General features: G+C 37.8%; 28 protein-coding genes and 1 tRNA gene. 26 read left to right on the top strand and 3 right to left on the bottom strand.

Features of this window, described 5'->3' with window-relative positions:
- Window positions 1–16: 16 nt before the first annotated feature.
- Together R2Q70_RS21905 and R2Q70_RS10915 are read left to right on the top strand one after the other, a co-directional pair.
- Window positions 17–292, top strand: coding sequence for a GIY-YIG nuclease family protein (locus tag R2Q70_RS21905; protein ID WP_410478372.1), 276 nt, complete (start codon window positions 17–19; stop codon window positions 290–292).
- A 302-nt stretch (window positions 293–594) separates the two neighbouring features.
- Window positions 595–668, top strand: a tRNA-Asp gene (locus R2Q70_RS10915).
- Window positions 669–814: 146 nt separating this feature from the next.
- Here R2Q70_RS10915 and R2Q70_RS10920 read toward each other — a convergent pair.
- Window positions 815–1,666, bottom strand: coding sequence for a DMT family transporter (locus tag R2Q70_RS10920; RefSeq protein WP_316807616.1), 852 nt, complete (start codon window positions 1,664–1,666; stop codon window positions 815–817).
- Between the two features lie 116 nt (window positions 1,667–1,782).
- Complete coding sequence (locus tag R2Q70_RS10925; protein WP_316797188.1) at window positions 1,783–2,130, bottom strand: hypothetical protein; 348 nt, start codon at window positions 2,128–2,130, stop codon at window positions 1,783–1,785.
- Between the two features lie 120 nt (window positions 2,131–2,250).
- Here R2Q70_RS10925 and R2Q70_RS10930 point away from each other — a divergent pair, with 120 nt between their 5' ends.
- The gene (locus tag R2Q70_RS10930) at window positions 2,251–2,781 is read left to right on the top strand and encodes a superoxide dismutase family protein (protein ID WP_316807617.1); all 531 of its coding nucleotides are present in this window, start codon (window positions 2,251–2,253) and stop codon (window positions 2,779–2,781) included.
- A 94-nt stretch (window positions 2,782–2,875) separates the two neighbouring features.
- Window positions 2,876–3,406: a biopolymer transporter ExbD gene (locus tag R2Q70_RS10935; protein ID WP_316807618.1), complete on the top strand. Its 531-nt coding sequence runs from the start codon at window positions 2,876–2,878 to the stop codon at window positions 3,404–3,406.
- 66 nt (window positions 3,407–3,472) lie between these two features.
- On the opposite strand, the gene metK is transcribed toward R2Q70_RS10935, so the two are convergent.
- Window positions 3,473–4,759, bottom strand: coding sequence for a methionine adenosyltransferase (gene metK, locus R2Q70_RS10940; protein WP_316807619.1), 1,287 nt, complete (start codon window positions 4,757–4,759; stop codon window positions 3,473–3,475).
- A gap of 218 nt (window positions 4,760–4,977) precedes the next feature.
- Between metK and R2Q70_RS10945 the strand changes: the two genes are divergently transcribed.
- From R2Q70_RS10945 to nuoL, 22 genes are all read left to right on the top strand, one after another.
- Complete coding sequence (locus R2Q70_RS10945) at window positions 4,978–5,859, top strand: diacylglycerol kinase family lipid kinase (RefSeq protein ID WP_316807620.1); 882 nt, start codon at window positions 4,978–4,980, stop codon at window positions 5,857–5,859.
- Between the two features lie 21 nt (window positions 5,860–5,880).
- Window positions 5,881–6,231 (top strand): translation initiation factor, encoded by a 351-nt coding sequence (locus R2Q70_RS10950; RefSeq protein ID WP_316807621.1) that lies wholly within the window; start codon window positions 5,881–5,883, stop codon window positions 6,229–6,231.
- A 230-nt stretch (window positions 6,232–6,461) separates the two neighbouring features.
- Complete coding sequence (gene pckA / locus R2Q70_RS10955) at window positions 6,462–8,057, top strand: phosphoenolpyruvate carboxykinase (ATP) (protein WP_316807622.1); 1,596 nt, start codon at window positions 6,462–6,464, stop codon at window positions 8,055–8,057.
- A 297-nt stretch (window positions 8,058–8,354) separates the two neighbouring features.
- The gene (locus tag R2Q70_RS10960) at window positions 8,355–9,185 is read left to right on the top strand and encodes a MotA/TolQ/ExbB proton channel family protein (protein WP_010601914.1); all 831 of its coding nucleotides are present in this window, start codon (window positions 8,355–8,357) and stop codon (window positions 9,183–9,185) included.
- 74 nt (window positions 9,186–9,259) lie between these two features.
- On the top strand, window positions 9,260–9,874 hold the full coding sequence (locus R2Q70_RS10965) for a biopolymer transporter ExbD (RefSeq protein WP_316807623.1): 615 nt from the start codon (window positions 9,260–9,262) through the stop codon (window positions 9,872–9,874).
- Between the two features lie 3 nt (window positions 9,875–9,877).
- Complete coding sequence (locus R2Q70_RS10970; protein WP_010601912.1) at window positions 9,878–10,384, top strand: ExbD/TolR family protein; 507 nt, start codon at window positions 9,878–9,880, stop codon at window positions 10,382–10,384.
- 18 nt (window positions 10,385–10,402) lie between these two features.
- Window positions 10,403–11,224, top strand: a complete 822-nt coding sequence (locus R2Q70_RS10975) for an energy transducer TonB (protein ID WP_010601911.1) — start codon at window positions 10,403–10,405, stop codon at window positions 11,222–11,224.
- A gap of 240 nt (window positions 11,225–11,464) precedes the next feature.
- Entirely contained in the window at window positions 11,465–12,367 is a 903-nt protein-coding gene (locus R2Q70_RS10980; protein WP_316807624.1) for a substrate-binding domain-containing protein, read from the top strand.
- A 154-nt stretch (window positions 12,368–12,521) separates the two neighbouring features.
- Window positions 12,522–14,237: a tetratricopeptide repeat protein gene (locus tag R2Q70_RS10985; protein ID WP_316807625.1), complete on the top strand. Its 1,716-nt coding sequence runs from the start codon at window positions 12,522–12,524 to the stop codon at window positions 14,235–14,237.
- Window positions 14,238–14,320: 83 nt separating this feature from the next.
- On the top strand, window positions 14,321–14,692 hold the full coding sequence (locus R2Q70_RS10990) for an NADH-quinone oxidoreductase subunit A (protein ID WP_056850770.1): 372 nt from the start codon (window positions 14,321–14,323) through the stop codon (window positions 14,690–14,692).
- A gap of 215 nt (window positions 14,693–14,907) precedes the next feature.
- Window positions 14,908–15,450 carry an NADH-quinone oxidoreductase subunit B gene (locus R2Q70_RS10995; RefSeq protein WP_108197409.1) on the top strand — a complete coding sequence of 181 codons (543 nt, stop codon included), beginning with the start codon at window positions 14,908–14,910 and terminating at the stop codon, window positions 15,448–15,450.
- Window positions 15,450–15,950, top strand: coding sequence for an NADH-quinone oxidoreductase subunit C (locus R2Q70_RS11000; RefSeq protein ID WP_316807626.1), 501 nt, complete (start codon window positions 15,450–15,452; stop codon window positions 15,948–15,950). Before R2Q70_RS10995 ends, R2Q70_RS11000 begins: the two co-directional genes overlap by 1 nt.
- A gap of 5 nt (window positions 15,951–15,955) precedes the next feature.
- A complete protein-coding gene (locus R2Q70_RS11005) occupies window positions 15,956–17,170 on the top strand; it encodes an NADH-quinone oxidoreductase subunit D (protein ID WP_316807627.1) in 1,215 nt (404 codons plus the stop codon).
- Window positions 17,163–17,678 (top strand): NAD(P)H-dependent oxidoreductase subunit E, encoded by a 516-nt coding sequence (locus tag R2Q70_RS11010; RefSeq protein WP_316807628.1) that lies wholly within the window; start codon window positions 17,163–17,165, stop codon window positions 17,676–17,678. Before R2Q70_RS11005 ends, R2Q70_RS11010 begins: the two co-directional genes overlap by 8 nt.
- Before the next feature lie 73 nt (window positions 17,679–17,751).
- A complete protein-coding gene (nuoF, locus tag R2Q70_RS11015) occupies window positions 17,752–19,122 on the top strand; it encodes an NADH-quinone oxidoreductase subunit NuoF (RefSeq protein WP_316807629.1) in 1,371 nt (456 codons plus the stop codon).
- A gap of 9 nt (window positions 19,123–19,131) precedes the next feature.
- Window positions 19,132–19,503 (top strand): four helix bundle protein, encoded by a 372-nt coding sequence (locus tag R2Q70_RS11020; protein ID WP_316807630.1) that lies wholly within the window; start codon window positions 19,132–19,134, stop codon window positions 19,501–19,503.
- A gap of 48 nt (window positions 19,504–19,551) precedes the next feature.
- A complete protein-coding gene (locus tag R2Q70_RS11025) occupies window positions 19,552–20,562 on the top strand; it encodes a 2Fe-2S iron-sulfur cluster-binding protein (RefSeq protein ID WP_316807631.1) in 1,011 nt (336 codons plus the stop codon).
- Window positions 20,562–21,599, top strand: coding sequence for an NADH-quinone oxidoreductase subunit NuoH (gene nuoH, locus R2Q70_RS11030; protein ID WP_316807632.1), 1,038 nt, complete (start codon window positions 20,562–20,564; stop codon window positions 21,597–21,599). Before R2Q70_RS11025 ends, nuoH begins: the two co-directional genes overlap by 1 nt.
- 2 nt (window positions 21,600–21,601) lie before the next feature.
- A complete protein-coding gene (locus tag R2Q70_RS11035) occupies window positions 21,602–22,105 on the top strand; it encodes an NADH-quinone oxidoreductase subunit I (protein WP_316807633.1) in 504 nt (167 codons plus the stop codon).
- 179 nt (window positions 22,106–22,284) lie between these two features.
- Window positions 22,285–22,788: an NADH-quinone oxidoreductase subunit J gene (locus R2Q70_RS11040; protein WP_316735423.1), complete on the top strand. Its 504-nt coding sequence runs from the start codon at window positions 22,285–22,287 to the stop codon at window positions 22,786–22,788.
- Window positions 22,788–23,117, top strand: a complete 330-nt coding sequence (nuoK, locus tag R2Q70_RS11045; protein ID WP_010601897.1) for an NADH-quinone oxidoreductase subunit NuoK — start codon at window positions 22,788–22,790, stop codon at window positions 23,115–23,117. Before R2Q70_RS11040 ends, nuoK begins: the two co-directional genes overlap by 1 nt.
- Window positions 23,118–23,130: 13 nt before the next feature.
- Window positions 23,131–25,032 (top strand): NADH-quinone oxidoreductase subunit L, encoded by a 1,902-nt coding sequence (gene nuoL / locus R2Q70_RS11050; protein ID WP_410478374.1) that lies wholly within the window; start codon window positions 23,131–23,133, stop codon window positions 25,030–25,032.
- The last annotated feature ends 13 nt before the right edge of the window (window positions 25,033–25,045 follow it).

The following is a 25,045-nucleotide window of genomic DNA, read 5'->3' on the forward strand; positions in this document are numbered from 1 at the left end:
AGTTCAATTGCGTTATATGGCTTTCTATGTTTATATTATTCAAAGCGCTAAAGATGAATCTTTTTACAAGGGCTTCACTGAAAATCCAATCTCCAGGCTTATTCAACACAACAATGGAGAATCGAAATATACCAGTTTAAAAATTCCATGGCGATTTGTTTATCTTGAAGAAGTGTCATCAAAAAAATGTGCATTAATTCGAGAAAAAGTATTGAAAAAATATAGTCATTCTCAGATTTATCAGCTTATTGGATCTTTGAAAAACGAAATTTCCAAAATTTTGGATCGTTGAATTGATTGGTAATGCGCCTGTCATCCCCAATAATATTGGGGACGGGTTCGAGTCCTCCCGACCTTCGGTTGGGACAAACAAAAGCCTTAACTTGAAAAAGTTGAGGCTTTTTTGTTTTCTACCTGTTGATGTCATAGTGCTTAGTTCATTCAAACCTTTAAGTAAAAAATATTTTAAATGGTATTCAGGTAGTTACGTGTTTGAAAAAGAAATACTCGCTTTAGATAATGATAAACTAAATATAGTGGCTATATTTGCAACCTCGAAAGGGGAAAGAGGTTCAAACTTTAAAGAGAACAAAAGGAGTGGTAGTTCAGCTGGTTAGAATGCCTGCCTGTCACGCAGGAGGTCGCGGGTTCGAGTCCCGTCCATTCCGCAATTAAAGCCTTCACTTGCAAAAGTTGAGGCTTTTTTGTTTTTAGACCTAAAGAATTTCACGCTATAGTAGGCAACAAATCAATTCTCACCCTTTCTCGGTTAACGTTTTGCATAATCCTGTTCTATAAAATCAATCAGAAAAAATTAATGTTTAGCGCTTTTTGCAGTAATAGCCGATCCTGCTGAGGCAATTACCACGCAGGCAACAGCAATGCATTCAGTTACTGACAAATACTCTTGCAGAAATACAAATGCAGCCAATGCTGCCATTGCTGGTTCAAGGCTCATGAGGATGCTGAATGTTCTGGCTGGAAGTTGTTTCAAGGCATTTATTTCCAAGGTAAAAGGAATAGCACTCGAAAGCAGCGCAAGCGATGCTCCCAAACCTAACAATTTTGGAGATAACTGACTCAATCCTCCGCTGAAGATACCAAAGGGAAGAATAAGCATAGTGGCAAACAACATACCCACGGCTACTGCTTCACCGCCTTTCATAATTTTAGATATTCTCCCACCTAAAATGATATAAGCAGCCCAAAACCCTCCGGCCAATAAAGCCAGCAAAACACCTGTTAGGTTTAATCCATTGCTTGTCCAGGGTGCAATGAGGGCGATACCTGTTGCAGCCAAAACAATCCAGATGAAATCAATCGCTTTTTTCGAGCTGAAAATGGCCAAAAGCAAGGGACCTACAAATTCCAATGTTACGCCAAGACCAATCGGAATTCGTTCGATTGCCATATAGAAAACCATATTCATGGCGCCAAGCGACAAGCCGTAAAGTATTACATATTTCCACTGCTTAGTATTAAGCTTGGTTAAGTTGGGGCGAAAGGCCACCAGCAGTATGACCGCAGATAAACCTATTCTTAGTGATGCGGTAGCAGCAGCACCGATTTCGGGGAAAAGACCTTTTGCAATTGCCGCTCCACACTGAACACTTATAATAGATAATAAAACGGCGGGAATAGGTGGTAGGTTTATTTTGAGCTTCATTCAATTGGGAGATGATCACAAAACTACATATTCTGAAGCGAGAAAATATTACTAAATTATTAACGCAAAAGAGGCCCGGAATTTTTCCGGGCCTCTTTAAATGTATTTAAGGTTTTTCAGCAGAATAGCTCCTGTTCATCCCTGTTTTCTGTTGGGATTTTTTTAAGAAAATCGTCAAAACCCGAACCCAGATTGTCAGAATAAATGCCATAAGCATCCAAGATATAGCCTATATTTTTATCTTTATCTTCTACAAGATAAAGAACTGAGTTGTCTGCCGGATCAGAATCACCTTCAAATCTATAAGTTTTTACAATTGTTAAATCTTCAGGCCGGTAAATGTTGCCTAAAGATTTACTTTGCATTTTGCCGTGATCTGACATCTTTAATTCATTATCTTTTCCTTTCAGCCTCAATTTCTCCAAAATTTGACTCAAAGTGTTCATTGCAATTGGCTGTTCCATAGTTATATGATTTTATACTATTTAAACAAGCTGTTTCTTAAATGGTTTTAATGTGGCGATTATAAAATCAAACCAAATGATTGTCAATGTGTTTCTTGTAAAAACTAAATTTTAATTCACATGAAAAAATATTTTCTCGGTTTAGCAATTGCTAGCGTTGCACTTATGAGTGCTTGTACTAAAACAGCTAAAGAAATCGCTCAGGCAAATCTTTCAGAAACTGCCGATCCAGGCAAGAGCATAGGTACGGTAAAGTTTTATGAATTAAGTGATGGCAAAATTAAAATGGATCTGGAACTAAAGTTTGCATCAAGAGCTGACAGCAACGTTGCCGTACACTTTCATGAGCATGGCGATTGTGGAGACATGGGAGAAAATACACATGGACACTGGAACCCAACTAAAGAAAATCATGGTAAGTGGGGATCTGGTGCTTACCACAGTGGAGATATAGGTAATATTATGCTTGATGCTAAAGGCGAAGGCAAAATATCGGTTACTACCGATCGGTGGAGTGTAAAAGAAGGCGATGTTAAAAATATTATTGGTAGAGGAATAATCGTTCATGGCGGAACAGACGATTATACCACCCAGCCAACTGGAAATTCTGGACCACGCGTTGGTTGCGGTGTAATTGAAGCGGCAAAATAAATCCATAAGGATATTAAGTTAGGCGATTAAATTTTAATCGCCTTTTTTATGCAATTTATTCATTGCTTACATCATGATTAAAAACCTAAATCATATGGCAACTTTAAATGAATCGCAGCGTGGCAAAGCCACCAAAGGAAGAATGAGCAAAACGGCTCCACGAGTAGATTTAACCGCAATGGTTGATCTGATGTTTTTACTTACTACGTTTTTTATGCTGACCACCTCGCTTGGTACGTTAAATGCAGCAGACATTGCCAAACCCGATCCATGTGATCACTGCACAATGGATTACCCTGCTTCCAGAACAATGACGGTTTTACTTGGAAAGAATAATCAGGCAGTGAGTTATCTGGGTACAACCGAAAATGCTAAAATGCAAACTACCCCCATTTCAAACCTTCAAAAGGAAATTGCTGCTAATAAAATTCGTGTAGCAAAGGCGAATGGACACAATCCTTCAAAATACATGATCGTAATTATCAAACCAACAGAAACCGCTAAATTTCAAAACTTTGTAGATGTGATTGATGAAATGAAAATTGCTGGCATAAAATCATACAGTATTGATGATCAGCATATTTCATCTTCAGAAAAAGATTTTATGAAGGCACAAGGTTTGTAGCCGTTTTGATTGCAAAAAAAAAGCTTCCTGGTTTTAATCAGGAAGCTTTTTATGTTTATGAAAAAATTAAATTCCGAAAGCAGTTTTTACCTGATCTACATAATCCAATTTCTCCCATGTAAACAACTCAACACTTACTGTTTTTTCTTCACCGTAAGGGTTTTTAAAAGTTTTGTTTACAGTTTCAGGTGTTCTGCCCATGTGGCCATAAGCCGCAGTTTCGCTATAAATTGGGTTTCTTAACTTTAATCTCTGTTCGATAAAGTAAGGGCGCATATCAAAAATTGATTCTACTTTTTTGCTGATTTCGCCATCTGTTAGGTTTACCTTAGAAGTCCCATAAGTTACCACATTAATAGATGTTGGTTTAGCAACCCCAATTGCATAAGAAACCTGAACCAAAACCTCATCAGCTAAACCAGCTGCAACCAGGTTTTTAGCGATATGACGTGTAGCATAAGCCGCACTTCTATCTACTTTACTTGGATCCTTACCAGAGAAAGCGCCACCTCCATGTGCGCCTTTACCGCCATAAGTATCAACAATGATTTTTCTTCCGGTCAAACCAGTATCGCCATGCGGACCACCAATTACGAATACACCAGTTGGGTTAATATGATAAGTGATGTCATCGTTAAATAAATGCGCATACTGCGGATATTTTGCCTTAACCCTTGGAATTAAAATAGAAACTAAATCGCTTTTGATTTTAGTTAACATTTCATCATTTGCAGCGTCTTTATCAGCTTTTGAATCTGATGCTGGCTTAACAAAATCATCATGCTGTGTAGAAATTACAATTGCATCTATGCGTTGAGGTTGGTTATCATCAGAATATTCTAAGGTAACCTGCGATTTGGCGTCTGGACGTAGATAAGTGATTTCTGCATGCTCCCTTCTCAAAGTCGCCAGCTCTCTTAGCAGCGCATGCGATAAATCAAGCGCCAGCGGCATATAATTTTCAGTTTCGTTTGTGGCATAACCAAACATCATACCCTGATCGCCCGCACCTTGCTCTTCTTTACTGCTTCTGTCTACACCCTGATTAATATCTTGCGATTGCTCATGAATGGCTGATAAAATACCACAAGAATTGGCCTCAAACATATATTCGCTTTTGGTGTAACCAATTTTTTTGATCACATCACGGGCAATTTGCTGAACATCTAAGTAAGTTTTTGATTTCACTTCGCCGGCTAAAATTACCTGTCCGGTGGTTACCAAAGTTTCACAAGCAACTTTCGATTCTGCATCGAATGCTAAAAAATTATCAATTAATGCATCCGAAATTTGATCGGCAATTTTATCTGGATGGCCTTCAGATACAGATTCTGATGTGAATAAATACGACATCTATTAAATATTAGTGATAAATAAATAAGGTAATTATTGCCAAACCCTTCGAACAGGTTTTAATTTGATAGAAAGAGGTATTAGCAATTTTTTTAAGTGGTTGCAATCCGGTCCCGATGATCGGGATAGCAAATCAATCCACTTTTAATGCTTGCAAAATTAGCATATTTTCTTTATTTCAAAAATTATAGATTATTTTGTGCTTTCATTCTTACACTTTGCACACAAAGACCAATATTCTATTCATTATTAACCCTATCTCTGGTGGTAGGGGGAAATTACGCATTCCGGATTTTATCGATAAATACCTCGATAAGGAGAAATTTAATGCCAATTTTGTTTTTACAGAATATGTTGGTCATGCTGCGGAGTTGGCCGATGAAGCAGCTACAAAAAATTTCGATGTAATTATTGCTGCCGGTGGCGATGGTACGATAAATGAAGTTGCAACTAAAGTTTTAAAGCATGGAAAAGTTTTAGGTGTGTTGCCGCTTGGCTCTGGAAATGGATTAGCCAGATTCTTAAATATCCCTAAAAATCTGCGCCACGCCATTTTAACCATTAATGCTTTTAAAACAGATCAGATTGATACTGCAGCGTTTAACAGTAAATGTTTTTTTAATTTGGCAGGAATGGGTTTTGATGCGCATTTAAGCTCAGCGTTTTCGAAAGATAAAAAACGCGGTTTAGCAGGCTATGTTAAGTTAGGTTTCCAGGAAGTTTTTAATTACAAAGCAGAACAATATCTCATTAATATCGATGGGGTAGAGTATAAAAGAAAAGCCTTTGCGGTAAGCATTGCAAATTCTTCACAATATGGTAACGATGTTTATATATCCCCAAATGCATCTGTAAAAGATGGCTTGCTTGATGTTTGTATTATCAAACCATTCTCCATTTTTAAATTGCCCGTATTGAGCTACATTATGCTAAAGGGTACTGCAGAAACTTCCGATATGATCGAAATCATACGCGGTAAGGCCATCAAAATTGTTCGGGAACATGCCGGTCCGGTTCATGTAGACGGTGAGCCCCTGCAAATGGGCGCAGAAATTGAGGTAAATATCAATCCCCTCTCATTAAAAGTGATCATTCCTTAAGGTTTACCAATTCAATACATTATGAAATCAAAAAAAAATAGCCTTAGCGATTTAGGTGGAATCATGTATTCTACTAATCCAGAATTCGAATACCAGGAAGAAATTGACGACACCGTAACGCCGGCAAATAATCAGCAAGATCTGCGTGTAATGCTCGATAAAAAGAATAGGGGAGGTAAAGCCGTAACACTTATTACTGGCTTTAGAGGTAAACCAGAAGATCTCGACATACTAGGTAAAATGCTTAAAACCAAATGCGGCGTTGGTGGGTCAGTTAAAGATGGCGAAATAATGATTCAGGGTGATGTTAGAGATAAAGTATTGGGTATTCTTCAAAAGGACGGTTACAAAGTGAAAAAAGCTGGAGGCTAATTAAGTTGATGCCGCTGTTGTAGCCAATTATATCGCCCTACTAACTGTTTTGGATTTGATCTTAGTGTAATTTTTCAATTTTTTTTGCCATGTAAAAACAGTTGTAAATAACTGTGAATAAATTATTTACATAATAGTGTAATTGCTACAATATGTAAATTATTAGCGCTAAATGCTAGTTTTTTTCGTGGAGATCTCTTTACCTTTGCTTTACTAACTAACTTATTGTTATGAGCAAAAAGAAACTGCATGTGCCAGATTTGGGCTATCTAAATCTAGGCGAAAACAATGCCGTAAAGTACCAATTATCTCCAATGGAGTTAATTGATGAGGCCATATTAAATAAAGAAGGCACATTGGCATCTTCAGGCGCTTTAGCTGTAGATACCGGTAAATTTACAGGGCGTTCTCCAAAAGACAGATTTATCGTTAACGATGAAGTAACTGAGGGTACGGTTTGGTGGGGCGATGTGAACATTAAAATAAGCCCTGCCCATTTCGATCAGTTATTTACGAAGATGACAAACTATCTTAAGGATAAGAAAATTTATGTTCGTGATGCCTCGGCCTGTGCAAATCCTGACTATTCTATCTCGATCAGAGTAATTACCGAAACAGCCTATCAAAACCTTTTTGCCAATAACCTTTTTATACGGGGGGATCGCGATAGCCTCGGTGCTACGCCCGAATGGACAATTATAGCTGCACCTGGCTTTTTAGCAGATCCACTAATAGACGGTACGCGTCAGGAAAACTTCTCAATCATCAATTTCACAAAAAAAATGATCCTCGTAGGTGGAACGGGTTATACGGGCGAAATTAAAAAGGGCATTTTTTCTGTATTAAACTTTATTCTCCCAACCTATAGAAACACACTTTCGATGCACTGTTCTGCCAATGTTGGAAAGGATGGGGATACAGCCATATTTTTCGGTTTATCAGGAACGGGCAAAACAACATTATCAGCAGATCCTAACCGAGGTTTAATCGGTGATGATGAACATGGTTGGGGAAAAGATTCAGTATTTAATTTCGAAGGAGGGTGTTATGCAAAATGTGTTGATCTAACGGCAGAAAAAGAGCCTCAGATTTATAACGCCATTAAGTTTGGTGCTCTTTTGGAAAATATAAATTTTCATGATCATACCAAAGATGTGGATTTTGCAAACATCGAAAAAACCGAAAATACGAGGGTAGCTTATCCGATAGAATATATTGATAATGCAATTTTGCCATCTGTTGCTTCAGTTCCTAAGAATATCTTCTTCTTAACTGCTGATGCATTTGGGGTGCTTCCTCCAATTTCAAAATTAAATGTAGAACAGGCCATGTTTCACTTTATGAGTGGTTACACCGCCAAAGTTGCTGGTACCGAAGCTGGGATTACTGAACCACAATTAACATTTTCTGCTTGTTTTGGTAAAGCCTTTTTACCCTTACACCCATCAAAATATGCGGAGTTGCTGGGCGAAAAAATGAAGGCTCACCAGGTTAATGTTTGGTTGGTTAATACCGGTTGGACTGGCGGTCCGTATGGTGTCGGTAGACGGATGAAATTGAGTTTCACAAGAGCAATGATTACTGCCGCGTTAAATGGAGATTTAGAGCATAACCATTATAAAGTGCATCATGTATTTAAATTAATGATTCCTTTACATTGCCCTAACGTACCAGATGAGATTCTAGATCCCTCAAAAACCTGGAGCAACCAGGAAGAGTATTTCATTAAAGCTTACGAGTTAGCTAATGCCTTCTCCGAAAACTTTAAGCAGTTTGAACAACCTAAAGTGTCAAAAATACACCAGGAAGAGTTAAAATTGTGTTAAATCGGGTTTAAAATGCATTTTTTGCCCAAAAAATTTGCAATTAGATTTTTTTTTAGTTTTTATTGTGAAAGAATTGCCTCCAGCTGGGGCAATTCTTTTGTTATACACCCTTTGTGGTTACCGTAAACTAAATCTTAAGTAACGATTTGATTGTTTATTGATTTATTAATTTGTAATTTAAAATCAATTTATAAATTTGTTTTTCGCAACAAAATCAGATAACAATCGTTGTGTGTAGTACAAAAGTAAAAACAGCTAAAAATTAAAAACAAGAACTAAAACTAAAAATTAAAAAAAATGGCAAACGCACCAAAACCAACAACTGTTAAAAAAGAGAGCTCTTCAAGTGCTTCAAATGTTTTTGCAACATTAGTAATTCCTATTTGTATTGTAATCGGCTTTATCATTTGGAGATTTGTATTAGGAGATCCAGCAAACTTTATCGACAACAACAACGAAAATTTACCATTACCAAACAACTATCCAGGTACAGCTTATAAAGGAGGTCCAATTGTTGCGATTTTGATCGGCCTATTATTAACTACAATCGTATTCTCTATTGAGCGTTTAATCGTTATTGGTAAAGCAAGTGGTAAATCAAGCTTAGATACTTTCATCATTAAAGTAAAAGGTTTATTAAATGCTGGTAACATCGAAGCTGCTAAAGCAGAATGTGACAAACAACAAGGATCTGTTGCTAACGTAATCAAATCTGGTTTGAAAAAATATAGCGAAGTTGAAGCTGATACTAACTTAGACGTTGAGCAATCAATCGTTGCCATTCAAAAAGAAGTTGAAGAAGCTACTGCTTTAGAAATGCCAATGTTAGAGCAAAACTTAACCATCATTGCAACTTTAGTATCAATCGGTACTTTGATTGGTTTATTAGGTACAGTAACAGGTATGATCCGTGCATTCGCCGGTTTAGCAAACTCTGGTGCTCCAGATCAATCAGCATTAGCGGTAGGTATCTCTGAGGCCTTGATCAACACGATGACTGGTATCGGTGTATCTACTTTAGCAATTATCATGTATAACGTTTTAACTTCTAAAATTGACAAGTTAACTTACGCAATTGATGAAGCTGGTTTCAGCATCGTTCAAACTTACGCTAGCTCGCATAAATAATATTTTGAAAATATTTTTACCGGCTTTATGGAAAACCGGAAAAAAGATCATCATTATTAAAAAGTTAAAATATTATGCCTAGAATTAAAGTTAAAAGAACCAGTACTGTAACAGATATGACCGCCATGTGCGACGTAGCTGCACTGTTGCTGACGTTCTTCATATTAACTGCTACGGCGAAACAACCTGAGCCTTTAGCGGTATCTACTCCTTCATCAACGTATGAATTTAAGGTGCCGGTAGAAAACAATGCGATATTAACCATTGGTCAGGGTAAAGTTTTTTTCGAAGTGGCAGGCCAAAAAGTTAAGGCTAGAACCTTAGAGTTAATTGGACAACAGTACAACATCAGCTTTACGCCAGAAGAAGTAAAAAAATTCTCGTTGGTAGCTTCATTTGGTGTTCCTGTTTCAGGCTTAAAATCGTTCTTAGCATTAGATGGTGGTGAGCGTATGAAACCAGGTGTTCAAACTGGTATTCCTACTGATTCTACCGACAATCAGCTTAACTCATGGGTTTTGCAAGCTCGTACCGCTACAGCTGAGATTAATTCACAGCCAATGCGTGTGAGTATCAAAGGAGATTCTAAAGAAGAATATCCAGTTGTGAAAAAAATTGTGGATGTATTGCAGAAGCAAAAAGTAAACAAATTTTTATTGGTTACTAACGCAGAAGCTAGAAGAAAATAAGAAATGGCAGAATTAAACACAGGCGGGAAGAAAGCCACGCCAAGAGTCGATATGACGCCGATGGTAGATTTGATGTTCCTTTTGGTAACATTCTTTATCTTAACAACATCAATTTCTACGCCACAGGCGATGGATATTGTGAAGCCAGATAAAGATGATAACAATAAGGATAATAGATTGGAACTGAAAGCTTCTAAAACGATGACTATTTTATTAGGTAAAAACGATAAAGTAGCATGGTATATGGGAGAGGCTGGTGCAACAGCTCCGACTTATGAAAATTTATCACAAGTTGAAAAATCGATCATCGAAAATAGAAAAGTTGCAGATGCATCTGGCGTGAAAGGCGAATTCGTAGTGTTGGTGAAGCCAACAAGCGGTTCTAACTTCAAAAACTTTGTTGATATTATGGATGAATTGGAGATATTAAAGGTAAAAGTTCGTCAGATCGATGATGACAACATCCTTGATAGCGAAAAGGAATCAATGAAATCACAAGGTATTTTATAAAATGTTAAATCAGTAACCATGTCAAAGTTAGATATATTAAGAAGACAGTGGATTGAAGTGGTTTTTGAAGGTAAAAACAAAAACTACGGTGCCTACCAGTTGCGTAAAACCAACGGGGCCAATACCTCTCGGGCATTAATTATTGGTTCGATCGTCTTTCTTGCATTTTTCTTTGCTCCAAAAATCTACGGCCTTATTAAGGGTTCAATGGATACAGAGGAAGTAGTAGAAAAGGCAAAAGAGGTTGTGATCGCTCCACCGCCCCCAGTTAATCCAGAAACACCACCTCCACCACCAGTGGAGCCACCGCCACCAAAAGTGGATCAGGTAAAAATGCCACCTCCAATCGTAAAGCCAGATGAGCAGGTACGTGATGAGGAGCCACCAACCGTTGAAAAACTGAAAGAAGCTGATCCAGGTCAGCGTGATATCAAAGGTGATCCAACTGCTGATATCAGAATCGCAGAGCCGGTTGGCGAAGGACCTAAGCAAGAAGCAGTTGTTGCGGTTGATGATAACAAAGTTTATGACTTCGTTAGTATTGAAAAGCAACCTGAATACCCAGGTGGTATTGCTAAGTTCTACAAGTACTTAGGTGGAGCAATTAAATACCCGCCAATGGCACAAGAAAACAATGTTCAGGGTAAAGTATTTTTATCTTTCGTTGTTGAAAAGGATGGTAAATTAACAGATATTCAGGTTACCCGTGGTTTGGGTAGCGGAACTGATGAAGAAGCAATCCGTGTATTAAAAGCTAGTCCACGTTGGAACCCAGGTATCCAAAATGGTAAGCCGGTAAGGGTAAAATATAACATCAACGTTAACTTTACATTGAACTAATCGTAAATGTTAAATTTTGATATTTTTAAGCAAAAATCGCCTAAACAGCGGTTTTTGCTCATTTTAGGCCTAGTCATGTTTGTGCTTTATGTAGCAATGGGTCTGGCATTTATCTTCTGGGCACCTTTGGCTTCCAGGTTTAACTTTATTCCGGCATGGGGCCGCATCGCAATCGGAATCTTTTTAATTTTTTATGCTTTTATAAGATTACTCAGTCTTGGAAGGCGAGACTAAAAACCCATGATGAGAAACTTTCTTTATATATTCATTCTAATCGCTTTTTTTGCTTGCAAGAGAAAAGAAAAATCTGGTGAAGTAGAGGAAACACGGACTAGTGGTACTTTGAAGATTTTGATTGATGAAAGCGTTAGCCCGATTGTTCAGGAGCAGATCGATATCTTTAGTTTGGATTACCCTAAAGCCAAGTTTGAAACTACTGTTAAACCCGAAGAGAAAATTACACCTGCATTTTTAAACGATAGCGTTCGTGTGATTATCATGCCACGTCTTTTAACTAAAGCGGAAGAAAAATATTATACACAAAGAGGAATCAGAATTAATTCTACCCGTTTTGCTGTTGATGGAATTGCATTAATTACCAATAAAGACAATATTGACAGCACAATTACCGTTAAAGAAGTTATCGATATATTACAAGGAAAAAACTCAGGGAAAAAATTGGTTTTTGATAACGCTTATTCAAGTACCTTCCAATATCTTAAGCAACTGGCGAATATCAGTCAGTTCCCAGCTCAAGGTGTTTATTCAAAAAATTCGAGTGCAGAAGTTATTAAATTTATAGCAGAAGATAAAAATTTTATTGGTATTTTGGGCGTAGATTGGGTTTCTGACAGGAATACAAAACTAGTTGAATACCTCTCGAAGGTTAAAATGCTAGGGGTTAAAAACTTGAAAGGTAAAATTGGCGATGATAAATTCTATCTTCCAACTCAAGATAATTTAATCAATGGAGTCTATCCGTTCTTAAGAAACGTAAATATTATTGATTGCGAAGGCAGAGACGGTTTAGGCACAGGATTTGCAACATGGTTAAGGAGTCAGCGAGGGCAATTGATTGTACTTAAATCTGGACTAGGTCCACACAAGTTGATGCCACGACAAATTAACCTGACAAAAGAGTAATAAAATAACAAATTATAAATTGAACCACGAAGTAGTTTAAAAGACACTTCATTTAATTAAAAAAAAGAATATCCGATGAAACCTGCATGATGTCAATTTCAAATTAATATCTCATCATGCAAGCTTCATCACTATTAAAAAACAATAAAGAACTATGAAAATTTCAAAGAAAGCAATAACCTTAAATGTAGGTTTGGTGTTGATGGGTTCTGCAGTTTTTGCTCAAAATTTAAATGACGCGAAAAAAGCCATTGACGCTGAACAGTATCAAAAAGCATCATCAATGCTTAAATCACTGGTAAGCTCACAAGCTTCAAATGGCGATAATTATTATAATCTTGGTTTAGTTTATTTAAAAACAGGTTATATTGATTCAGCTCGTGCTGTGTTCACCCGCGGTATAGCTGCTGATGCCAAAAATAATCTGAACTTAATTGGATTAGGTGAAGCTGATATGTTATCTAACAACCCAACTTCAGCTAAAACTAATTTCGATAAGGCTATCGAGATCGATAAAAAGAATTACAAAACCTATCTTGAAATTGGTAAGGCATATTTAGCGCAAGATAAACCAGGTGATGATGTTTCGAAACCTGATTTTACCAATGCTTTAGCTAATATTACTAAGGCTGATGAGTTAGATTCAAAAGATAAAGACGCAGAAGTGTTTTTAGCTTTAGGAGATGCTTATGCATTACAGAAAAAAAATTCTGAAGCATTAGGTCCATATATGCGTGTAAACGATGTTGATCCAAACAATCGCAGAGCAAAAACGCAGATTGGGAAAATGTACAAAGAATCTAGAGCGTTTGCTGAAGGCGAAAAGGAGCTGCAAGACGTAATTGCTGCTGATGCAAATTATGGTCCGGCTTATCGTGAATTAGGCGAGCTTTATTTACAGTGGAGTAGTTTTGGTACTGATCAGGCAAAAGCGAAAAAAGCAATTGAGAACTATAAAAAATATATGGATTTGACTGACAAATCATTAGAGTCTCAATTACGTTATGCTCAGTTTTTATTCTACGCTAAAGATTATCCAAGCTTAGAGCAAGTAGCATCAAGTATTCAAGCACCTGCAAATGATCCAAAAAATGCAGTAGTGTCTAGGATGAAAGGTTGGGCTGCTTACGAGAATAAAAACTATCCGGTAGCGCTATCAAGCATGAATGAGTTTTTTGCTAAAGAAAAAGATCCAAATAGAATTGTTGCGCTAGATTATTTATATTTAGGTAAAGCACAATTAAAGTCAGGACAAGATAGTTTAGCTTTAACCAATATCACTAAAGCTGTTGAAAAAGATTCAACCAATACTGATGCTTTAGCTGAAGTTGCAAAAACGTTCTTTGACGCTAAAAAATATGCTCAATCAGCAAAAATCTATGATAAAGTAATTGCGGCAAATCCAAATGCTAAAGGTGTTTTATACAGTTATTTCTATGATGGATTAGCTTATTACTTTGATTATGCAACTCAGTATTCAGCTAAGAAAAATCCTTCAAAAGATCTTTTGGTTAAAGCAGACTCTGCTATTGCAAAAGTTGCTCAGCTGGCTCCAGAGACTACGGATGCTTACTTATACAGAGCTCGTGTAAACAGCTTGCTTGATGATGAGAAAGCACCAAAAGGTTTAATGGTTCCTCATTTCGAAACTTTTATCGAAAAAGTAACAGCAAAACCTGAATTGGTAACGCCAAACGCTAAAAAATTATCTGAAGCATATGATAATTTGGGCGGATATTATTTTAACACTGATAAAGCAAAAGCTAAAGAATATTTTGATAAAAGTGTAGCGGTTTATCCAACCGGAACTTTCGCGGCAGCTAAATTAAAAGAATTGTCAGCGCCAGCTCCAAAAGGAAAAGGTAAATAGTAATCACAGTTAAGTAATTTAGAAAAGGCAGAGTTTGGTTACTCTGCCTTTTTCTTTTACTTTTGCATCAGAAAATTATAATTATGCAAGCGCAAAGTACCTCAATAGATTTTTTACCAATTATATTCCAAGTAATTGTTGCCTTAGGTTTTGTAGTAACAACTTTAGTAGCCACGCACTTCTTGGGGCCTAAGCGTAAAACACTCGATAAGCTTGAAACATTCGAAGCTGGTGTTAAGTCAGTTGGTAATGCCCGTCAGCCATTTTCCATTAAATATTTTGTTGTTGCTATTTTATTCGTGCTTTTCGACATAGAGGTTATCTTCATGTATCCATGGGCAGTAAACTTTAGAGCGCTGCGAATGGATGGAATGATTGAAATGTTCATCTTTATGGGAACATTGTTATTGGGTTTCATCTATGTAATCAAGAAAAAAGTACTAGACTGGAACTAGTAAGTAAGCTGTTTATAGCTAAAATTTTTTTCTTTTTAAACCATTAACCGCTCAATTATAGCCTCAAACTGAAATGTGTAACATTTACACTTACCAAAGAGGTTTGAACTAATTTAGAAAGGTTCTAAATCAGGCTAATCTAGTTTAATTGCCTTTAAAATATTGTAAATTTGTTGCTCATTCTGCAAAGGGATGAGCATTTTTTGTTTATAAACATGAGTGAAATTAATATAGTTGATGCGCCTCCAGGAATAGAAGGTTCTGGTTTTTTTGCCACTTCCCTTGATAAAGTGATTGGTTTGGCTCGTTCAAATTCATTATGGCCGCTACCTTTTGCCACTTCTTGCTGTGGAATTGAGTTTATGGCAACTATGGGTTCGCACTACGATTTAGGTCGTTTCGGAGCAGAGCGTTTGAGTTTTTCTCCGCGTCAGGCTGATGTTTTGATGGTAATGGGTACTATTGCTAAAAAAATGGCTCCTGTATTGAAACAGGTTTATATCCAAATGGCAGAACCGCGTTGGGTAATGGCTGTTGGTGCTTGTGCAAGTAGCGGTGGTATTTTTGATACTTATTCCGTTTTGCAGGGTATTGATGAAGTTATTCCTGTAGACGTTTACGTTCCGGGTTGCCCGCCAAGACCAGAAGCTATTTTAGATGGTTTCCAGCGCATTCAGGATTTAGTGAAGAACGAATCTGGCAGAAGAAGAAACTCTGATTATTACAAAGAACTTTTAGGTCAATACGGCATTAAATAATGGAAGAAACGACACTAAATAACAACATCCACGTTAAGCTAACTGAAAAGTTTGGCGAAAAAGTTACTGCTGTTTCTGAGCCGTATGGCTTATTAACGTTTGTAACTTACAAAGATGTTATCATCAATGTGCTTTCACATCTTAAAGAAGAATTAAAATTCAATTTCCTTACTGATATTACGGCAGTTCATTATCCTGGTAAAGACCACGGTATTGCTGTTGTTTACCATTTGAATAACATGGTAGAGAAGGTTAGGGTTAGAATTAAAGTATTTATTTCAGAGCAAAATCCAACAATTCCGACTGCAACAACTGTTTGGAAAGGTGCTAACTGGATGGAGCGTGAAACCTACGATTTATTTGGGGTTAAATTTGAAGGTCACCCTGATTTACGCCGTATCTTAAATATGGATGATTTAGGCGTTCACCCAATGTTGAAGCAATATCCATTGGAAGACCCAAATAGAGTAGATAAAAAAGACGAATTTTTTGGAAGGTAATTTATATGAATCATAACCATCCGGTATTTACAGATAACGACCCGCAAAGTGAGCTGGTAACCCTAAACTTAGGCCCAACGCACCCTGCAACCCATGGCGTTTTCCAAAACGTTTTGCAATTAGATGGCGAGCGTATTGTGAGCGGCGTTTCTACAATTGGCTATATTCACCGTGCTTTTGAAAAGATTGCTGAGCATCGCCCGTTTTATCAAATTACACCTTTAACCGATCGGTTAAATTATTGTTCATCGCCAATCAATAACATGGGCTGGCACATGACGGTTGAAAAGTTATTGAATATCCAGATGCCAAAACGTGTAGATTATCTTCGCGTAATCATCATGGAGCTTTCCCGTATTGCCGATCATATCATTTGTAATACGATCATCGGTCAGGATACCGGAGCAACAACAACTTTCCTTTACCTGTTTCAGTTTCGTGAGCACATTTACGAGATTTTTGAAGAAGTTTGTGGCGCCCGTTTAACTACAAATATTGGTCGAATTGGCGGATTTGAGAGAGATTTCAATGAAATCGCATTTGCAAAAATTAATAAATTCCTAAAAGAATTCCCGGTTGCGTTAAAAGAGTTTGAGAATCTTTTAACCCGAAACCGAATCTTTATTGATAGAACCGCTGGCGTTGCTGAGGTTACTCAGGAAGCTGCCTTGGAATACAGCTGGACCGGCCCACTTTTACGTGCCACAGGTGTAGATTATGATGTTCGCGTAAGTGATCCATATTCTTCTTATCAGGATTTCGATTTTGAGGTTCCGGTTGGTACAAGTGGAGATATATACGACAGATATTTAGTGCGTAATGAAGAAATGTGGCAAAGTGTTCGCATTATTGAACAAGCACTCGTAAAGTTAAAAACAGAGGAAAAAGGCATTTTTCATGCTGATGTTCCTGAGTTTTACCTCCCTCCGAAACAAGAGGTTTATAATAATATGGAGGCATTAATTTATCACTTTAAAATTGTGATGGGTGAAATTGATGCGCCAAAGGCAGAAGTTTATCACGCTGTAGAAGGTGGCAATGGTGAGCTGGGTTTCTATTTAATTAATGATGGCGGCCGTACACCATATCGTTTACATTTCCGCAGACCAAGTTTTATAAATTACCAAATGTTTGCACCAATGAGCGAAGGCATGTTATTGTCTGATGCCATTATCAACATGAGTAGTATGAATATTATTGCAGGAGAATTAGATGCTTAAAGTAGAAGAACAAACACCTGTACAATTTTCGTCAGAATTGCTTGCCAAATTTGATGAAGTTAAAAGCCGTTATCCTGAAGGAAAACATAAATCAGCTTTGTTACCATTATTACATTTGGTGCAAGCGGAATTTCTTTGGGTGCCAACATCTGCAATGGATCAAGTAGCTGAATATTTAAACATTCAGCCGATTGAAGTATATGAAGTAGCAACTTTCTACACCATGTATTTCCTAAAACCACAAGGTAAATATGCTTTGGAGGTTTGCCGTACTGGCCCTTGTTGTTTAGTTGGAGCTGAAAAAATATTAGACCATTTAGAAGCCAAGTTAGGGGTTAAAGAGGGCGAAGTTACTGCCGATGGTTTGTTCAGCTTTAGAGGAGTTGAATGTTTGGCTGCCTGTGGTTTTGGTCCGGTGTTGCAAATTAGCCCGGAGTACACTTTTTACGAAAACTTAACTGCTGATAGCGTAGATAAACTGATTGAAGATTTAAAGAACAAGATTTGAGAAACTAGATTTGAGATTTGAGATTAGGCAGCAGTCTTACATCTCACATCTCACGTCTCACATCTAAAAAATAATGAGTCGCAAATTATTACTTGAGCATATAAACGTACCAGGCATCAATACACTTGAGGTCTATCGCCAAAAAGGCGGGTACCGTGCCGTAGAAAAAGCCCTTAAAACTTTAACACCTGAAGAGATTGTTGAAGAGGTTAAGAAATCAGGCTTACGCGGTCGCGGTGGTGCGGGTTTCCCTACCGGGATGAAATGGAGCTTTTTGGCTAAACCAGAAGGGGTTGCACGCTATTTGGTTTGCAATGCTGATGAATCTGAGCCGGGAACTTTCAAAGACCGTTACCTGATGACTTACATTCCTCATGCTTTAATTGAGGGGATGATTGTATCTAGTTTTGCATTGGGTGCTAAGGTTTCATACATCTACGTTCGCGGAGAAATGATGCCTCAAATTCGCATTCTGGAAAAAGCAATTGCTGAAGCAAAAGCTGCAGGATGGTTGGGCAAAAACATTTTAGGAACAGGTTACGATTTAGAATTATATGTTCAGCCAGGTGGTGGTGCTTACATTTGTGGTGAAGAAACTGCATTGTTAGAATCCCTTGAAGGCAAAAGAGGTAATCCAAGAATTAAACCACCTTTCCCTGCAATTGCAGGTTTATATGGTTGCCCAACGGTAGTAAATAACGTAGAATCGATTGCTGCAGTGGTGCCAATTATTAATGATGGTGGCGATGAATATGCAAAAATTGGTATCGGTAGAAGTACAGGTACAAAATTAATATCAGCATCCGGAAATTTGGTGAAATCAGGTGTTTATGAAATTGAATTAGGCTTGCCAGTTGAAGAATTTATCTATTCTGATGAGTACTGCGGTGGTATTGCAAACGGTAAACGCTTAAAAGCAACGGTTGCAGGTGGTTCATCTGTTCCGGTTTTGCCTGCTAATTTAACTTTGAAGTTAGCCAATGGCGAACCTCGCTTAATGAGTTACGAATCATTATCTGAAGGTGGTTTTGCTACTGGAACCATGATGGGTTCAGGTGGTTTTATTGCCTTTGATGAAGACCAATGTATTGTTCGTAATACCTGGAATTTCTCTCGCTTTTATCATCACGAAAGTTGTGGACAATGTTCGCCATGCCGTGAAGGTACCGGATGGATGGAAAAAATATTGCACAAAATTGAGCATGGTCATGGTTCAATGGATGATGTAGATTTGCTTTGGGATATTCAACGCAAAATTGAAGGTAATACCATTTGTCCGTTAGGTGATGCAGCAGCCTGGCCAGTCGCCAGTGCGATTCGTCATTTTAGAGATGAGTTTGAGTGGCACATTAAAGAGCCTGTTAAGAGTCAGCAGCAGAATTACGGCTTGGCAAATTATGCTACACCGATAGAGAAAGCTGCTGAAGTAAAAAGTGAAAATTAAAAAGTAAAAATGTCTGAAGAAAAGACAGACGATATAAAAATCAGAAGTTATCATTTTTCTAAATCGATAATCAATTTTATATCAAGTCTTAAATTCGAACGGTTATATTTTTCAATTTTCGACCAATTGTTAAGAAGTGCAACATCAATTGGAGCTAATGTTGTTGAGGGTAAGGCAGGAAGTTCGAGAAAAGATTTTAAAAACTTTTACAACATTGCCTTAAAATCTGCCAATGAAACAAAGTATTGGCTTTGCTTAGTTAGAGACACAGAAGTAGCACAAACGAATAAAGAAAAAGTAAATGATTTATTAAAAGAAGCAGATGAAATATCAAGGATTCTAGCTTCAATAATAATCAACTTAAATAAAGATAAAGCTTAAACCTTTTGAAGGTTTTTAATTTAAAATTTTCACTTTTGAATTTTACTAATGAGTGATAAAGTTAAGGTTACGATAGATGGGATAACAGTAGAGGTTGATAACGGAACCACTATCCTAAATGCTGCAAGGCAAATTGGAGGTGATATCGTTCCGCCTGCGATGTGCTATTATTCTAAATTAGAAGGCAGTGGTGGTAAATGCCGTACCTGTATTGTTAAGGTAACAAAAGGTTCGGAAAAAGACCCTCGCCCGATGCCAAAATTGGTTGCATCTTGCCGTACAACAGTAATGGATGGTATGGAAGTGCTGAACATTACCTCGCCAGAAGTTTTAGAAGCCCGTGCAGGTGTGGTTGAAATTTTATTAATTAACCACCCGTTAGATTGCCCGGTTTGCGATCAGGCTGGTGAATGCGATTTACAGAATTTGGGTTACGAGCATGGTTTGCAAAAAACCCGTTATGAGTTTGAGCGCCGTACTTTCGAACGTATTGATATTGGCGATAAAATTCAGTTGCACATGAATCGTTGTATTCTGTGCTACCGTTGTGTTTTCACTGCCGATCAGATTACAAACAAACGTGTTCATGGAATATTAAACCGTGGCGACCACTCAGAAATTTCGACTTATATCCAACAAGCCGTTGATAACGATTTTTCAGGAAACGTAATTGATGTTTGCCCGGTTGGTGCTTTAACTGATAAAACTTTCCGTTTCAAAAACCGTGTTTGGTTTACTAAGCCAGTTGATGCACATCGCAATTGCGACCATGAAAAGTGCAATGGTAAGGTAACGCTTTGGTATAAAGGAGAAGATGTTTTGCGTGTTACGGCCCGTAAAGACCAGTTCGGAGAAGTAGAAGAGTTTATTTGTAATACCTGTCGTTTTGATAAAAAGGCGACATCTGATTGGACGATTGAACATCCAACGCATATTGATGATACTTCAGTAATTGCTTCTAATCACTACGAAACATTAAAACCACTTCCTGTTATCAAGCCAAATCCGGCTTTACAGGCAGCGAATGAAATTGAGTTACATAAATCAGTGAAATACTAATGGATACAGGTTTTATCATAGAAAAATTTATTCTGGTAGCGGTAATATTCGGTATCAGTTTGGTAATTGCCATGTATTCTACTTACGCTGAGCGTAAAGTTGCAGCCTACCTTCAAGATCGTTTGGGTCCGGATAGGGCTGGCCCTTTTGGTATCTTACAACCACTTGCCGATGGTGTAAAGATGTTCATGAAAGAGGAAATTATTCCTACTACATCGAACAAATGGTTATTTATCGTTGGTCCCGGTTTGGCGTTATTATGTGCTTGTATTGGTACGGCAGTTATTCCTTGGGGAAGCCCAATGGAAATCGGCGGAAAAATCGTTCCACTTCAGGTAGCTGACATCAATGTTGGTGTGCTATACATTTTTGGTGTTGTATCACTTGGTGTTTATGGGGTAATGATCGGTGGTTGGGCATCCAATAATAAATACTCATTATTGAGTGCTATTCGTGCAGCTTCACAAAACATCAGTTATGAAATTGCAATGGGTCTGTCTATCATCGCTTTGCTTTTGATGACCAATACCTTAAGTTTAAAAGAAATTGTTGACCAACAACACGGTTGGCATTGGAATGTTTTATACCAGCCATTGGGATTTTTAATTTTTATGGTTTGTTCTTTTGCAGAAACCAACCGAGCACCTTTCGATTTACCAGAATGTGAAACCGAGTTAATCGGCGGTTACCACACGGAGTATTCTTCAATGAAATTAGGTTTTTACCTTTTTGCTGAATACATCAACATGTTTGTATCATCAGCAGTAATGGCAACATTATATTTCGGTGGTTACAACTATCCGGGTATGGATTATATGGCAACATTGCTTGGACCAACCTGGGCACCACTTTTTGGTGTTGGAGTATTTTTTGTGAAAATCGTCTTCTTCATCTTTTTCTTCATGTGGGTACGTTGGACAATCCCTCGTTTCCGGTATGATCAACTAATGAATTTAGGTTGGAAAGGTTTAATACCTTTGGCGATTGCCAATATTATAATAACCGGGGTTGTGATTGCGATTATAGAGAAGTTTTAATTATGGAATCATTAAGTAATAAGAAAAAAGTACTGGAACAAAAGCCTTTGAGCTTTATGGAGCGCATGTATCTTCCTGCTATTGCAAAAGGTATGGGCATTACCATCAGCCACTTATTCAAAAAAGAGGCTACAGTAAGATACCCGGAAGTAGAACGCGAATTCTCGGCAAACTTTAGAGGTATGCACTCACTTAAACGTGATGAGAATGGAAAGGAACGTTGTACGGCTTGCGGTTTATGTGCGTTATCTTGCCCTGCTGAAGCGATTACCATGATTGCATCGGAACGTAAACCGGAAGAGAAGCATTTATACCGTGAAGAAAAATATGCAGCAACTTATGAGATTAACATGTTGCGTTGCATTTTCTGTGGATTATGTGAAGAAGCTTGTCCGAAAGAGGCTATTTATTTAGACGGCCCAATTGTACCGGCAGATTATCTACGTAAGGATTTCATTTACGGAAAAGATAAATTGGTTGAGGCTCCATTGGAGATGAAAAAATAATTTTGTGGTTCGTGACGACACGAACCATGGCAGATTAGGCAATCGTCATGCTGTCCCGAATATTCGGGATCAGCGTCTATTGAATGAAGACCCTGAAATAAATTCAGGGTGACGAATTAAAGATTGCTTCGTACCTCGCAATGACGAACGAAGAAACAAATAAAACAAATAACAAATTAATGAGTACACAAGTATTCTATTTCGTAGCCACATTAAGTATCATCTTTTCGCTGATGGTGATTTTTGCAAAAAATCCGATCCACAGCGTACTGTACTTAATCCTTACCTTTTTCACATTCACCGTACATTATGTATTGTTGAATGCACAGTTTTTAGCTGTTGTAAACTTCATTGTTTACATGGGAGCCATCATGGTATTATTTTTATTCGTGCTGATGCTCCTCAATTTAAACAAGGAAACTGAACCCGTAAAATCGCCATTGATTAAAATTGTAGGTGTTATTGCCGGATGTTGTTTAGTGGTAACCCTTGTGGGTTCTTTCAAAGCGGCAAGCATTAACAGTCCTTTAATTCTGAAGAATCAAGGATTAGGTTTGGTAGAAAACTTAGGTAAAGAGCTTTTTGGCCCATTCTTATTACCATTCGAATTATCATCTCTGTTACTATTGGCAGCAATGGTTGGAGCCGTTTTATTATCTAAAAGAGATGAGGTAGAAGCATAATGGAAAATTTAACTACACAAATGGCAGGCGTCCCGCTCAATCACTACATCTATTTATGTGCAATTATTTTCACTATTGGTGTAATTGGCGTGTTAACCCGTAGAAATGCAATCGTAATTTTTATGTCGGTTGAGTTAATGTTAAATGCAGTAAACTTGTTATTAACAGCTTTCTCCGTACATAGCAACGACCCATCCGGACAAGTTTTCGTATTCTTCATTATGGCACTTGCTGCTGCAGAGGTTGCAGTTGGTTTGGCGATTATCGTAATGGTTTATAGAAATACGAAATCGATAGATATTAATGTTTTAAATCGCCTTAAGTGGTAAATATATAGTAAGAATGACAATAGAACAATTGATTTGGTTAGTTCCGCTACTTCCTTTTTTAGGGTTTGTAGTTAACGGGCTGGGCAGAAACGCTCTATCTAAAGGACTTGTTGGCATCATCGGAAGTGGCGTAATTCTAGCTTCTTTCATTATCAGCGTAGTTATTTTCTTTAGTTTACAGGGCGATACACAAAAATCTCACGAAGTATTTTTATTCGATTGGATTACCGCAGGAACCTTACACATTCCTTTATCATTTCTGGTTGACCCATTAAGTTCAATCATGCTGTTGATTATCACTGGAATTGGATTCTTAATCCACTTATATTCTACCAGCTACATGCATGATGACGAAGGATTTGGAAAATTCTTCGCCTACCTTAACCTGTTTGTTTTCTTTATGCTTTTACTGGTATTGGGTTCAAACTACATTGTGATGTTTATCGGATGGGAAGGCGTCGGTTTATGCTCATACCTTTTAATTGGATTTTGGTATACAAACAGTTCTTATGCCTCTGCTGCTAAAAAAGCATTTGTAATGAACCGTATTGGCGACTTAGGCTTTTTGCTGGGTGTGTTCTTAATCTTTAATTTCTTCGGAAGTGTTGAATTCTCTAAAATATTCCCTCAGGCGGCGAACATGCTGCCAGGAAATAATACATTGGTTTTAATTACCATATTGTTGTTTATTGGAGCTTGTGGTAAATCAGCACAGTTGCCATTATTCACCTGGTTACCTGATGCGATGGCCGGACCAACACCCGTTTCTGCCCTGATTCACGCAGCTACGATGGTAACTGCAGGTATTTACATGATTGCCCGCTCAAGTGTATTATTCGATTTAGCTCCACTAACGCAGCAAATCATTGCAATAGTTGGTATAACAACAGCCTTAGTAGCGGCAATTATCGCTTTAACACAAACCGATATCAAAAAAGTATTGGCTTATTCAACAGTATCGCAGTTAGGCTACATGTTTTTAGGCTTAGGGGTTGGCGCATATACGGGTTCATTTTTCCATGTATTAACCCACGCTTTCTTTAAAGCATTATTATTCTTAGGCGCCGGTTCGGTTATCCATGCCTTGCATCACGAACAAGACATGCGCCACATGGGTGGATTAAGAAAAAAACTTCCGGTTACTTTCTTAACGATGATGATTGGTACAATCGCGATTGCAGGTTTACCGCCTTTTTCAGGTTTCTTTTCGAAAGATGAAATTTTAGCACACGCTTATCAGGCAAGCCCAATTCTTTGGGGTGTGGGTGTATTAACTGCATTCTTAACTTCATTTTATATGTTCAGAATGATGTTCCTGACTTTTTCTGGAAAATACAGAGGTACACATCACGAAGAAAGCCATGTACATGAATCGCCAAAGGCGATGACCATTCCATTGATAATTTTAGCTGTTTTAGCTGCGATTGGTGGAGCCATCAACATTCCTCACGTTTTCGGTGGAAACGAATGGCTGGCTCATTGGTTAAGTGGTGCTGGTGTTGCGCAACACGAATTGGGATTAAGTCATTCCCTTGAGTTTACTTTAATGGGCGTTTCAGTTGTAGCAGCAATTGTGGCTTTACTTTATGCTTATACAAGATACGTTAAAGGTGCCCGTGTTCCTGTGGCTGATGAAGCACCTCGTTCGGCATTGGCAAAATTATCTTACCATAAATTCTATTTGGATGAGATTTACGATTTCATCATTACAAAACCACTGGATGCTTTTTCAAGATTTTTCTACAGAATTATCGATACCAAATTCATCGATGGCATTGTAAACGGTTTGGGTTGGAGTACAAACGAGGCAAGTAAGGGCGTACGTTTATTACAAAGTGGAAATGTAGGTTTCTACATATTTATGATGGTTGCTGGTATCATCGCATTGCTTGTTTACACATTTCGTTACATATAAAAAGGGTTCAAAA

It is taken from the genome of Pedobacter agri, from assembly GCF_032678665.1.
Classification (GTDB): domain Bacteria; phylum Bacteroidota; class Bacteroidia; order Sphingobacteriales; family Sphingobacteriaceae; genus Pedobacter; species Pedobacter agri_A.